Source organism: Microbacterium sp. BH-3-3-3, from assembly GCF_007679045.1.
Taxonomy (GTDB): domain Bacteria; phylum Actinomycetota; class Actinomycetes; order Actinomycetales; family Microbacteriaceae; genus Microbacterium; species Microbacterium algihabitans.
In genome coordinates, this window is record NZ_VEFS01000001.1 from 305475 (window position 1) to 318378 (window position 12904).

At 71.2% G+C, this 12904-nt stretch carries 11 protein-coding genes; 2 read left to right on the forward strand and 9 right to left on the reverse strand.

Features of this window, described 5'->3' with window-relative positions; translation table 11 throughout:
• The first annotated feature begins 19 nt into the window (after positions 1 to 19).
• Positions 20 to 829 carry a DUF1206 domain-containing protein gene (locus FS769_RS01495; RefSeq protein ID WP_186325380.1) on the forward strand — a complete coding sequence of 270 codons (810 nt, stop codon included), beginning with the start codon at positions 20 to 22 and terminating at the stop codon, positions 827 to 829.
• A gap of 9 nt (positions 830 to 838) precedes the next feature.
• On the opposite strand, the gene FS769_RS01500 is transcribed toward FS769_RS01495, so the two are convergent.
• From FS769_RS01500 to ispG, 8 genes are all read right to left on the reverse strand, one after another.
• Positions 839 to 1660 (reverse strand): aldo/keto reductase, encoded by an 822-nt coding sequence (locus FS769_RS01500; protein WP_144828464.1) that lies wholly within the window; start codon positions 1658 to 1660, stop codon positions 839 to 841.
• A gap of 166 nt (positions 1661 to 1826) precedes the next feature.
• Complete coding sequence (locus FS769_RS01505; RefSeq protein WP_144828467.1) at positions 1827 to 3623, reverse strand: proline--tRNA ligase; 1797 nt, start codon at positions 3621 to 3623, stop codon at positions 1827 to 1829.
• A gap of 18 nt (positions 3624 to 3641) precedes the next feature.
• Complete coding sequence (locus tag FS769_RS01510) at positions 3642 to 4847, reverse strand: hypothetical protein (protein ID WP_186325381.1); 1206 nt, start codon at positions 4845 to 4847, stop codon at positions 3642 to 3644.
• Positions 4844 to 5371: an RNA polymerase sigma factor gene (locus tag FS769_RS16715; RefSeq protein WP_186325382.1), complete on the reverse strand. Its 528-nt coding sequence runs from the start codon at positions 5369 to 5371 to the stop codon at positions 4844 to 4846. The genes FS769_RS01510 and FS769_RS16715 overlap by 4 nt, the downstream gene beginning before the upstream one ends.
• 767 nt (positions 5372 to 6138) lie before the next feature.
• Complete coding sequence (locus FS769_RS01525; RefSeq protein ID WP_230704371.1) at positions 6139 to 6528, reverse strand: type II toxin-antitoxin system VapC family toxin; 390 nt, start codon at positions 6526 to 6528, stop codon at positions 6139 to 6141.
• Positions 6525 to 6761, reverse strand: coding sequence for a type II toxin-antitoxin system Phd/YefM family antitoxin (locus FS769_RS01530; protein WP_144828478.1), 237 nt, complete (start codon positions 6759 to 6761; stop codon positions 6525 to 6527). Before FS769_RS01530 ends, FS769_RS01525 begins: the two co-directional genes overlap by 4 nt.
• Before the next feature lie 55 nt (positions 6762 to 6816).
• Entirely contained in the window at positions 6817 to 8004 is a 1188-nt protein-coding gene (locus FS769_RS01535) for a benzoate/H(+) symporter BenE family transporter (protein ID WP_144828481.1), read from the reverse strand.
• Between the two features lie 81 nt (positions 8005 to 8085).
• On the reverse strand, positions 8086 to 9216 hold the full coding sequence (gene ispG, locus FS769_RS01540) for a flavodoxin-dependent (E)-4-hydroxy-3-methylbut-2-enyl-diphosphate synthase (protein WP_144831737.1): 1131 nt from the start codon (positions 9214 to 9216) through the stop codon (positions 8086 to 8088).
• 236 nt (positions 9217 to 9452) lie between these two features.
• Here ispG and FS769_RS01545 point away from each other — a divergent pair, with 236 nt between their 5' ends.
• Positions 9453 to 11348, forward strand: a complete 1896-nt coding sequence (locus FS769_RS01545) for an anthranilate synthase family protein (RefSeq protein WP_144828484.1) — start codon at positions 9453 to 9455, stop codon at positions 11346 to 11348.
• 210 nt (positions 11349 to 11558) lie between these two features.
• On the opposite strand, the gene FS769_RS01550 is transcribed toward FS769_RS01545, so the two are convergent.
• The gene (locus FS769_RS01550; RefSeq protein ID WP_144828487.1) at positions 11559 to 12875 is read right to left on the reverse strand and encodes an RIP metalloprotease; all 1317 of its coding nucleotides are present in this window, start codon (positions 12873 to 12875) and stop codon (positions 11559 to 11561) included.
• Between the last annotated feature and the right edge of the window lie 29 nt (positions 12876 to 12904).

Below are 12904 nucleotides of genomic sequence, written 5' to 3' on the forward strand. Positions count from 1 at the left end.
AACCGCGTACGGTGCAGAGGTGTCCACCCCCGCCCGCGCCGCCGCCCGAGACGCGGAGGCCAACCCCGCGTTCCGCATCGCCGCGCGCGCGGGGTACGCGGCCAACGGCATCCTGCACCTGCTCATCGGCGGGCTCGTGATCGCGGTCGGCCTCGGCGCGAAGGAGGACAGCGATCAGACCGGAGCGTTCCGCGCGGTCGCCGCGGCGCCCCTCGGCGCCGCCGCTCTGTGGGCCCTGGCCGTCGGACTCGTGGCCCTCGGCGCCTGGCACCTGCTGCAGGCGTTCGCCCCGCGTCACCTCTCGGTGTGGCGCCGGATCGGCCGGATCTTCGCCGAGGCCCCGCAGGGCCTCGTCTTCGCCGCGGTCGGGCTGGTGTCGGCATCCGTCGCCCTGGGGGCCCGTCCACGCGCCGAGCAGGCGGCCGAAGACCTCAGCCAGGGCGTGCTCACCTGGCCGATCGGCGGATTCGTGCTCGGCGTGGTCGGTCTCGCGGTGGCCGCGGTCGGCGTCGGCTTCGTCTGGATGGGCCTGCGCCGGTCGTTCCACTCCAGGGTGCGCACGCCGGCAGGCCCCGGCGGCTTCGCCCTCACGGTGCTCGGCGTCGTCGGATTCGTCACGAAGGGCGTGGCCCTGCTGATCGTGGGGGTGCTCGTGGTCGTCGCCGCCGTCACCGTCGAGCCCGACACCGCGGGCGGGCTCGACGGAGCGACCGCCGCCGTCGTGGCCCTGCCCGCCGGCCCCGTGCTCGCCTGTCTCGTCGGTGTGGGATTCCTCGCCTACGGCGTCTTCACGGTCTTCCGCGCGCGGTACGCACGGCTCGACGCCTGAGCTCGGGCCTCAGTCGAGGTCGGGGTTGCGGCCCGTGCGCTCGCCCGTGTCGAGGGTCGCGATGACGGTGTGGTCGTCCTCGTCGAGCGTGAAGTCGAAAACGTCGCCGTTCTCGCGGATGCGGTCGAGCGACACCGACTTCGGGAACACCACGAGGTCGCGATCGAGGTGCCAGCGGATGACGACCTGGGCCGGCGTCTTGCCGTATTTCTCGGCGATGCGGGCGAGCACCGGCTCGTCGAGCAGGCCGCCGCGCGCGAGCGGCGCCCACGACTCGGTCACGATGCCGTTCGCGACGTGCCAGTCGACCAGCTCGTTCTGCGGGAAGCGCGGGTGCAGCTCGACCTGGTTCACGGCCGGCAGCAGTCCGGTCTCGTCGCGCAGGCGATCGAGGTGCACGACCGAGAAGTTGCTGACGCCGATCGAGGCCGCTCGTCCCTCCTGCTGCAGGCGCTGGAGCGCCCTCCAGGTGTCGACGTAGCGGTCGGCACTGGGGATCGGCCAGTGGATGAGGTAGAGGTCGACGCGGTCGAGACCGAGCTTCGCGGCGCTGGCGTCGAAGGCCCGCAGCGTTTCATCGAACCCCTGGTCGTCGTTCCACACCTTCGTGGTGACGAACACCTCGTCGCGCTCGAGGCCCGAGGCGCGCAGCCCTTCGCCGACCTCGGCCTCGTTGCCGTAGAGCGCGGCCGTGTCGATGTGGCGGTACCCGGCGGCGAGCGCGCCCTCGACGAGACCGGCGGTGACGTCTGCGGGCACCTTGTACGTGCCGACGCCGAGCTGCGGGATGGTGGAGCCGTCGCTCAGCGACAGGCGGGGTGCGGCGATCATGGCATCCACGCTACCGAGTCGCCCGCGCGTGCCGGGTCGCTTGACCACCCGCCCCGACTTGCTGCGTCGAAGACCGCGAAACTGCATCTCGCTGACATGTCGGTTGCAACCTGCAGCCGTGTCGTCAGCGAGATGCAGTCTCGCGATGAAAAGGCGGGGCGAAGGCTCAGCGCGTGAGCGCCGCCACGGCGTCGTCGACCGACACGGTGTCGCGTTCGCCCGTGCGGCGGTCCCAGAGCTCGACCTGACCCTCGGCCGCGCCGCGACCCACGATGAGGATGCGCGGGATGCCGACGAGCTCGGCGTCGCCGAACTTCACGCCGGGCGACACCTTGGGGCGGTCGTCGTAGAGCACGTCGAGACCGGCTGCCTCGAGCTGGTCGGAGACGGATGCCGCGAGCTCGAACGCCACGGCGTCGCGGCCGGTCGCGACCACGTGCACGTCGAACGGCGCGACGGACTCCGGCCAGATCAGGCCCTTGGCGTCGTTGTTGAGCTCGGCGATGATCGCGAGGATGCGGGTGACGCCGATGCCGTACGAGCCCATCGTGACGGTGGCGAGCTTGCCGTTCTCGTCGAGCACCTTCAGGCCCAGAGCCTCGGCGTACTTGCGGCCGAGCTGGAAGACGTGGCCGATCTCCATGCCGCGCGCCAATTCCACCGGGCCGGAGCCGTCGGGGGCGGGGTCGCCCGCGCGCACGGTCGAGACCTCGACGACGCCGTCGCCGACGAAGTCGCGGCCTGCGACGAGGGAGTGCACGTGCTTCTGGTCGATGTTGGCGCCCGTGATCCACGCCGTGCCGTCGACCACGCGGGGGTCGAGCACGTAGCGGATGTTCGTCGCCGACTCCTCGCCCAGCACGGGACCGGTCGGCGACCAGGGGCCGATGTAGCCCTTGACCAGCAGCGGGTTCTTCGCGAAGTCGGCCTCGGTGGCCGCCTCGACCTCGGCGGGGGCGAAGGCGACCTCGACGCGCTTGTCGTCGACGTCGCGGTCGCCGGGAAGGCCCACGACGACGAGCTCGCGCGTGCCGTCGAGGTGTGTGAGGGCGAGCACGACGTTCTTGAGCGTGTGCGCGGCCGTCCACTGGGTGGCCTCGGCGGTGGCCGGACCGGCGATGCCGGGCGCGGGGGCCTCGAGGTGCGCGTTCGCGTGGTCGACGAGGGTCGCGATCGTCGGAGTGTTCGGCGAGTCGAAGACCACGGCCTCGGGCTGCCCCTCGATGGGCAGCGACTCGGGAACGACGGTCGTGAAGGCCTCGACGTTCGCCGCGTAGCCGCCGGCCGAGCGCACGAAGGTGTCTTCGCCGATCGGGGTCGGGTGCAGGAACTCCTCCGACTTCGATCCGCCCATCGCGCCGGCGTCGGCGGCGACGATCACGTACTCGAGGCCCAGGCGGGTGAAGATGCGCTCGTAAGCGTCGCGCTGAGCCTGGTACGAGGCGTCGAGACCGGCATCCGTCGCGTCGAACGAGTACGCGTCCTTCATCGTGAACTCGCGGCCGCGGAGGAGGCCGGCGCGGGGACGCGCCTCGTCGCGGTACTTGTCCTGGATCTGATAGATCGTCAGCGGCAGGTCTTTGTACGACGAGTACAGGTCCTTCACCAGCAGGGTGAACATCTCCTCGTGCGTGGGCGCGAGAAGGTAGTCGGCGCCCTTGCGGTCCTGCAGGCGGAACAGCGCGTCGCCGTACTCCTCCCAGCGTCCCGTGACCTCATACGGCTCGCGGGGCAGCAGCGCCGGGAAGTGCACCTCGAACGCTCCGGCGTTCGCCATCTCCTCGCGGACGACGGCCTCGATCTTGGCCTTGACCCTCAGACCCAGAGGGAGCCACGCGAAGACGCCCGGGGCGTTGCGACGGATGTAACCGGCGCGCACGAGCAGGCGGTGGCTCGTGACCTCGGCATCCGAGGGATCTTCGCGGAGCGTGCGGAGGAAGTAGTTCGACAGACGGGTGACCACGAGAGACGAGTCTAGGCCTCAGCCGTAGACGCCCTCGAAGACCAGCTCGGCGATGCTCTTCACCGCCGCGGGACGATCACCCTCCGTCATGGACCAGGGCAGGGCGACGCGCACCCAGTTCCCGTCGACGAGAACGTCCGCGTAGTAGACGGTGCCCCCGCCCAGCGGCCCCTCGCTGAGTCGCGCGGCGTCGGTCGTTCGCCCGCCGGTCGCCGAAATCGGCTGGCCGGTGACCGCGGCGTCGAAGGCCCACTCGCCGCCCGGCAGCCAGGTCACGCGAACCGACTCCGTGTCGAGATCGTTCGTGGCACTCGCGGGGTAGTAGTGGCAGAGAGGTGCGTCCCAGTAGCCGTCGAGCATCCATGCCTGCACGCTCCATCCTCCCCACCCGTCTTCGACGGATTTGAGGCCGGGGATGCCGACGATCGGTCCCAACCGTTCCGGAGGAAGGACCGTCGCGCACTCACCCGGGAGCGCCCTCGACCCGGTCGGCGGGACCCATCGCGACGCGGATGGCGGAGACGCGCGGATGAGATCGCCGATCTGCGAGGCCGCGACCGCGCTCAGCGCGTCGTCCTCGGGCGTTCGCCCGACCTCGCCATCCGAGGTTCCCACGACGGAGAGGAAGGCGCCCTCGATGAGTTCGCACGGGAACTCGGCGCTACAGGTGTCGCCGAGCACGGCACGATGATGCTCCACGACGCCCTCGGCGTCGGGAACGATCGAAACCTCCGCCGAGCGCCCGTTGAGCTCACCGAACTCGCAGTAGAGCGCGCCCGCCTGCTCGAAGGAGTACTGCATCGGCCCGGGCAGCCAGGCGTTCCCCGTGAGACGCGGAATCGTGGAAGCGATCTCGGGCACCTCCCCACCGAAGAACGACGCGACGAATGGAGCCACGTCGGCGCAGCCGAACGAGAAGCGCGACGCGGGTTGTGCCACGATCCGCGCCGGCGGCGCCGTCGGGGTCGGAGTCTGCGAGGCCGTCGGGGTCGGCACCGGCGCCACGGTGGCCGTGGGGCTGGGCGACGGGGTGTTCGCGATCGGCGGTGCGCTGAGCGTCGTCGTGGCCGCCACTCCCCCGGCGAGCGCGACCACGAGCAGGGCCGCGACGGATCCGGCGATCCAGGCGCCGCGGTGGGCACCCGCGGGCTTGATGTCGCGGGCTCCGCCCACGATGCGGGCGCGCAGGGCGGCGCGCTCGTCGGGTGTCAGCTGGTCGATCATGCCCGGACCCCTTCCAGCGCGAGCTCGTCGCGCAACTTCGCCTTCGCGCGGGACAGCCGCGACTTCACCGTTCCGGCCGGAATGCCGAGTGCCTGAGCGATCTCGCGCTCGGGGTAGCCCTCGAGCACCGACAGCACCACGACCGCCTGTTCGCGCTCGGGCAACCGCTTGAGCGCCGAGAGCACTCCGCTGTCGTCGTGTCCCGACGTCGCGGTCGCCGCGACCGGTGCGCGATCGAGCAGGGCGCGGTACCTCCTGCTCGAGCGCTCGAGGTTCCGCGCGCAGTGGGCGACCGTCGTCAGCAGCCACGGCAGGGGCGACCCGTCGACCAGACGCACCGAGGCGCGTTTGCGCCACAGCTCGAAGAACGCCACGGTCACGGCGTCCTTGGCGTCCTCCCGATGGGTCAGCAGGCGCGACGCGTGCCGGAACAGCCGCGCGTCGTACCGATCGAACAGAGCGGCGAGCGCGAGCTCGTCGCCTTGGCGCACCCGGGTCCACAGCCCGGCGTCGTCGTCATCCACACTCTGTAATGTCCACGATCCGTCGATCGGTTCACGACCGACGTGGCGGTTTCGATAACGAAAAGGTGACGGGTCCGTCGCTCTCGAGACGGCCGTGCTCGCACGTCCCGTGCGATCACGAACGGAGGGGGCCGATTCGCCATCGCGCTTCGGCCCCCTCCGTCGCTCCTCTATCGACGCGAGGCGGTCCGTCGTGCGGTCCGCGCCCGTCGAACGGCCATCAGGGCCGCCCCGCCGCCCAGCAATAGCGACGCAGCCGTCACCGGTCCGGCTGGCGCGGCATCCGTTCCCATGACCGCGAGGGCACCCGCCGGCGATCCCGTGGCCGGGGCGGAGGTCGGCGTGGCCCCTGCCCCACCCGTGCCGGCACCCGCACCGGGACCGGTGCTCGACGACGGGCTCGGCGTGGGCGTCGGGCTCGGCGCGGCTTCAGCGGTGAACACGGCGCGCGCCACCTCCGCGCGGCCGGCGCACCAGCGACCCCGTCGACGTCAGCGTCAGGGCGAGGACGACGAGAAGACCGGCTCGGGCGCGGGCCGGGCGTCCGGAGGTCGAGCGGGACATGGAGCCACCTCGGGTGCGGGGGATCGGAAGGAGAGCGACGGCGTGCACCGGGCGTTCGCCGGATCGCCGCGGGCTCATGAAACCACTCGGAGAGAGTCACGCCCTCCGACGAAGCACAGAAGTAGTCGAGCATTCACCAGCTCTCGCGGCAGAATCACCTCCCTGCGCGCGGGCTCACAGGAAAAAGTCCGACCGCTCACGTCTCACCACTGAACGGCGAGGCCTGCCAGCCGAGAGAACGCGTCGTCGCTGCTGAGAAGCGTGAGGGACTCCACCATCGCCTGCGCGGCGAGCATCCGGTCGAACGGGTCACGATGATCCCACTGCAGGGCTCCGGCGAGGAGCGCATGCGTCTCGTCGATCGGGAGCCTCTCCGCGCCGAGGCGATCGAGATGGCGTGCGTAGCCCCCGACGAGCGCGTCGGCGTGCGGGAGTTTGCCGATCCGCTGCTTCGTCGAGATCTCCCACGCAGAGGCGGCGGACACGACGATCGTCGACGACGGGTCGGCAAGGATCGTCGAGGAGGCCGGGCCGAGGCGATCCGGGGCGGTCAGCGCCCAGAGAAGCGTGTGCGTGTCGAGCAGATACCTCACGCACCGGCCTCCCAGGCCGAGAGCTCCTCTTCGGGCAGGGGGTCGGAGAACGACTCCGGGATCGCGTAGGCCACGAAGCCCAACTCCCGCTCCGCCGGCGGCTCGACGGCGACCAGCCGCGCGGCCGGGGTATCGCCCCGCGCGATGACGACCTCGTCGCCGCGTTGCACGGAGGCGATGAGGGCGGACAGATGCGTCTTGGCGTATTGCACCTTCACTCGCGACGTCTTCATGAGAGCAGACTCGCACCCACCTCCGACATCGGTCAACCGCACTTGGTCAACCTGGTCACGCGGCGCGACGCCGCCCCACGTGCAGCACGGTGCGCACCACGAGCCCCGCCAGCAGGGCCCAGAACGCCGCGCTGACCCCGAAGACGGCGATCCCGGATGCCGCGACGAGGAACGTCACCACGGCGGGAACCCGCTCGCCGGGGTCGTCGATGGCCTGCTGCACGGCCGAGCCGAACGCACCGAACAGGGCCACGCCGGCCACCGCGGGGATGACCCCCGCCGGGGCGAGAAGCACGATCGCGGCGAACGCGGCCGACAGCGCGCCGAGCACGAGGTAGGTGCCCCCGGCCGAGACTCCGGCGACCCAGCGTCTTTTCGGGTCGGGGTGCGAGTCGGGGCCGGCGGCGATCGCCGCGCTGATCGCGCCGAGGTTCATCACGTGCCCGCCGAAGCCCGCGGCCGCGGCCGAGCCGAGGCCGGTGACGAGCATCGCGGGGCGCCACGGGATCGTGAACCCGAGGCTGCGCATGACCGCGACGCCGGGCACGTTCTGCGACGCCATCGTCACCACGAACAGGGGCAGCCCGACGCCCACCACCGCGCCGAGGGTGAGGGTCGGGGCGGTGAACTCCAGATGCGGCAGGAGCGAGGCGGCATCCGCGTTCACGCCCGTGCGCGCCAGCTCGATCGCCACCACGACGATCGCGGCGACGAACGCCAGCGGCACGGCCCATCGGGGAAGAACCCGCGAGGCGACCAGCCACACGATCAGCACCGGCGCGACACCCCACGGGTCGTCGACGAGGCCGACGAAAGGCGCGACGCACAGCGGCAGCAGCACCCCCGCGAGCATCGCCTGCGCGATCGAGGGCGGGATGCGCGCGATGAGCGCCCCCAACGGCGGGAACAGCGCCGTGCACAGGATCAGCGCCGCGCACACGAAGAACCCGCCCACCACGGCCGACCAGCCGCCGTCGACCGTGCCGGTGGCCGCGAGCAGCGCGACACCCGGCGTCGACCACGCCACGGTGATCGGGATGCGATACCGCGACGCGAGGATCACGCAGCCGATGCCGACCACGAGGGTGATCGCGAGCAGACCGCTCGCCGCCTGCGCGGGCGAGGCGCCCACCGAGCGAAGACCCGTCAGCACGACGGCGAAGGTGCTGGTGAAACCGACCAGGGCGGTGACGACCCCGGCGATGAGGGGACGAGCGAGGGAGGCGGGGGGAGTCTCGGTCATGAGAATCCCGACGCTATCGGACCGCGGGGGTCGCTCCCGGACGCGGGTGCGTTCGGCGGCCGGGCGTCGCGCCCGGGTGAATCAGGCCGTGATGACCTGGGCCGTCCCGGTCGCGGCATCCGGACCCATCTCCGCAGCGAGGCGGTTCGCCTCGGCGATGAGGGTCGCCACGATCTCGCTCTCGGGAACGGTCTTGACGACCTCTCCCTTGACGAAGATCTGGCCCTTGCCGTTGCCGGAGGCCACACCCAGGTCGGCGTCGCGCGCCTCGCCGGGTCCGTTGACGACGCAGCCCATGACGGCCACGCGCAGCGGAACAGTCATGTCCTTGAGGCCCTCGGTCACGTCGTCGGCGAGCGTGTACACGTCGACCTGGGCGCGACCGCACGAGGGGCACGAGACGATCTCGAGCTTGCGCTCGCGCAGGTTCAGCGACTGCAGGATCTGGTGGCCGACCTTGACCTCTTCGGCCGGCGGGGCCGACAGCGAGACGCGGATCGTGTCGCCGATGCCCTCGGACAGCAGGATGCCGAACGCCGTGGCGCTCTTGATCGTGCCCTGGAACGCGGGGCCGGCCTCGGTCACACCGAGGTGCAGGGGCCAGTCGCCCCGCTCGGCGAGCATGCGATACGCCTTCACCATCACGACGGGGTCGTTGTGCTTGACCGAGATCTTGAAGTCGTGGAAGTCGTGCTCTTCGAACAGCGAGGCCTCCCACACGGCGCTCTCGACGAGGGCTTCGGGCGTGGCCTTGCCGTACTTCTCGAGCAGGCGACGGTCGAGCGATCCGGCGTTGACGCCGATGCGCAGCGAAACGCCGGCGTCTTTCGCGGCCTTGGCGATCGCGCCGACCTGGTCGTCGAACTTGCGGATGTTGCCCGGGTTCACGCGCACCGCGCCGCATCCGGCGTCGATCGCCTGGAACACGTACTTCGGCTGGAAGTGGATGTCGGCGATGACCGGGATCTGGCTCTTCTTGGCGATGATGTGCAGCACGTCGGCATCGTCCTGCGACGGCACCGCCACGCGCACGATCTCGCATCCGGATGCCGTGAGCTCGGCGATCTGCTGCAGCGTGGCGTTGATGTTGGTGGTGGGCGTCGTGGTCATCGACTGGACGCTGACGGGGGCGTCGCCACCGACGAGCACCTTGCCGACCCGGATCTGACGGGTCTTGCGACGAGGCGCGAGGGTCTCCGGCACGCGGGGCATTCCGAGGTTCACAGCAGGCACGGGCTCAGCCTACGCCGCCCGCACCGCACGGGGCCTGAACCGCCGCCGAGAGCCCCCTGTGGTAGGTTCGGCGCCATGCATGCACCCCTGTCTTGGTGGCCCACCGTCTAGGCGGTGAGCACGCATGCGCAGACCGCCCCTCCCCTGGAGATCCGGGCGGTCTTGTTGTTTCCGGCGGCCGCTTTGGACCCACGATCACAGACGGAAGTACCTCGATGACCGGGCCCGACCCCTCCACCCTGCTCGCCGACCTCGCGGCGGGATCCGCCCCCTTCGCCCTCATCGCCCGTGACGGCGAGTCGGTCGAGGTGCTCACCGGCGATGTCGTCGACGTCGAGCTGCTCGCCGACATCCCGCTGATCGACGCCTCGGGCGCGCCGCGCGAGGTGCTCGCCCTCGTGCCGTACCGCCAGGTGCGCGAGCGCGGGTTCGTCTGCCACGACGACGGCGCGCCGCTGCGGTGCCTCGTGATCGACGAGCGGGTGGCCCTGCCGCGCGCCGAGGCCATGGCCGCCCTGCCCTCCTCCCCCGTGCCGCTCGACGACGCCGGCTTCGACCTCGCCGACGAGGACTACGCCGACATCGTGCGCCGGGTGATCGCCGACGAGATCGGTCGCGGCGAGGGGGCGAACTTCGTGATCCGTCGCGACTTCGTCGCCGGCGTCGACGTCGATCCGCGCGTCGCCGCCCTCACGTGGTTCCGCGCTCTGCTCGAGCACGAGAAGGGCGCCTACTGGACCTTCGCGGTCGTGACCGAGGGGCACATCGCCGTGGGCGCGAGCCCCGAGGCGCACGTGAGCGCCAAAGACGGCATCGTCACGATGAACCCCATCTCGGGCACCTTCCGTCACCCCGCCGGCGGGGCGACCGCCGAGACCCTCGCGGAATTCCTGCGCTCGACCAAAGAGACCGAAGAGCTCTTCATGGTCGTCGACGAGGAGCTGAAGATGATGAGCGCCGTCTGCAGCGACGGCGGACGCATCACGGGCCCGCACCTCAAAGAGATGTCGCGCCTGACCCACACCGAGTACATGCTGCGCGGCCGCAGCGACCTCGACCCGCGCGACATCCTGCGCGAGACGATGTTCGCCCCCACCGTGACCGGCTCGCCCATGCAGAACGCGTGCACGGTGATCGCGCGCCACGAGACGACGCCGCGCGGGTACTACTCCGGCGTCGCCGCGCTCTTCACCCCGAACGGCAACGCCGAGGGGCCCACGCACGACCTCGACGCCCCGATCCTCATCCGCACGGCCTATCTGGTGGACGGCCGCCTGCGCGTGCCGGTGGGAGCCACCCTCGTGCGCCACTCCGACCCCTACGGCGAGGTCGGCGAGACCCACGGCAAGGCCGCCGGCGTGCTCGGTGCGATCGGCGCCATCCCCCGCGACGTGCCCGTGGCCCCCGCCGACGCCGATCCCGACGCCCCGGCCACCGCACGTCGGCCGCTGGCCGAGGATCCCGCGATCGCCGAGCTGCTGGCATCCCGCAACGAACGCCTCGCGCCGTTCTGGATGAACCCGCAGGACCCCGACGGATCGGGTCCCTTCGCCGGTCGCACCGCCCTCGTGGTCGACGCCGAGGACCGCTTCACCACGATGCTCGCGCACCAGCTGCGTCACCTCGGCCTCGACACCCGCATCGTCCACTGGTCGGAGGCGTCGGATGCCGACGTCGACGGCGCCGACCTCGTCGTGTCGGGCCCCGGGCCCGGCGACCCGCGCGACGACAGCGCGCGCATGAGCGCGATGCGCCACGTGGTCTCGCGGCGGCTGACGAACGACGCCCCGCTGCTCGCGGTGTGCCTCAGCCACCAGATCCTCGCCGACCGGCTCGGCCTCGACCTCGCCCCGCTCGCGCAGCCCCACCAGGGTCTGCAGAAGAGCGTCGACGTGTTCGGCGAGCCCGCCTCGATCGGGTTCTACAACACCTTCACGGCACGGGCGACGGATGCCGCGGCCCCGGGCGTCGACATCGCCGCGGATGCCGAGACGGGCGACGTCTACGCGCTGCGGGGCCCCGGCTTCGCGAGCGTGCAGGGCCACCTGGAGTCGATCCTGTCGCGCGACGGCATGCGCACCCTCGAGCGTCTCATCGCCCACGCGCTCTGACGCGCGCCGAGGTGGCTGAGCCTGTCGAAGCCCCCGCCACCCGCGAACTCCCGGGCCCTTCGACAAGCTCAGGGACCTCTGCTCCCAGGGTGGCTGAGCCCGTCGAAGCCCCGCCACCCGCGAACTCCCGGGCCCTTCGACAAGCTCAGGGACCTCTGTTCCCAGGGTGGCTGAGCCCGTCGAAGCCCCCGCCACCCGCGGCGCGGAGCGCTAGAGCAGCTGCACCGGGTTGAAGACGTCGGCGAGGAACAGCACCCCGCCCATGCCCACCAGCAGCACGACCACCACGAAGGTCAGGGGCACCAGCTTCGTCGCGTCGACCGGCCGGGCGACCGTGCCGCGCAGCCGCGCGAACCAGCGCTTGATGCCGTCCCACAGCGCGACGACGACGTGACCGCCGTCGAGGGGCAGCAGCGGGATGAGGTTGAACACGAACAGCGCGATGTTCAGCGCCGCGAGCAGACCGATGATCGCGCCCACGCGATCGAGGATCGGCGCGTCGATGGCGGCGAACTCGCCGGCCAGGCGCCCGGCGCCGACGACGCTCAGCGGACCGTTCGGGTCGCGCGGCTGACCGGTGAACAGGTCGACGGCCGTGTCGTAGACGCGCACCGGGAGCTGCGTCATGATCTGCGCGACGCTGCCCACCTGCTGGATGGTCGCCTCGGGGCCGGCCCAGATCGGCTGCGGAACCAAAGTCTGCTGCGCGGTGAGCCCGGCGAAGCCGAGGGTCTCGTACTCGGGCGCGCCGGAGGCGTCGGTGACGGCCTTGCCCTGCGCGTCGGTGACGGCGCGATCGGTCTGCGCCGGCGTCACGCTGACCGTCCGCTGCGTGCCGTCGCGGTCGATGACGACCGACAGCGCCTGGCCCGGCGACTTCTGGATGATCGCCGCGGCTTCTGCGAACGTCGACACCGGGGTCCCGTCGACCGACACGATCTTGTCGCCGGGCTGGATGCCGGCGGCGGCGGCCGGGGCGACGGGGTCGGTCGAGGTGCAGTCGGTGCGGTTGTCGCTGGCCGGGATCACGCACTGCGACACCGCCGCGACGGTCGTGGTGGCCGTGGCCACGCCGATACCGCTGAGCGCGATGGCAGAGAGCACGAACGCCAGGATGAGGTTCATGATCGGTCCGCCGAGCATGACGATGATGCGCTTGTAGACCGGCAGCTTGTAGAAGACGCGGTCGTCGGCGGCGATCAACGTCTCGGCGTTCGCGTCGCGGGCGTCCTGCACCATCGTGGCGAAGAAGCGCGAGCGCTTCTTCTCGGGGGTGCCGTCGTCGGGGGCCGGCGGGTACATGCCCGCCATCGAGATGAATCCCCCCAGGGGAAGCAGCTTGAAGCCGTACTCGGTCTCGCCGATGCGCTTGGACCACAGCGTCGGTCCGAAGCCGATCATGTACTGGCCCACGCGCACGCCGAAGAGCTTGGCGGGCAGCAGATGTCCGATCTCGTGCAGCGCGATCGAAACGGCGAGTCCGACGACGAGCACGACGACGCCGATGAGGAACGCGATCGCAGTCACCCGCCGACGATACCGCCGCGGGCCTTTGA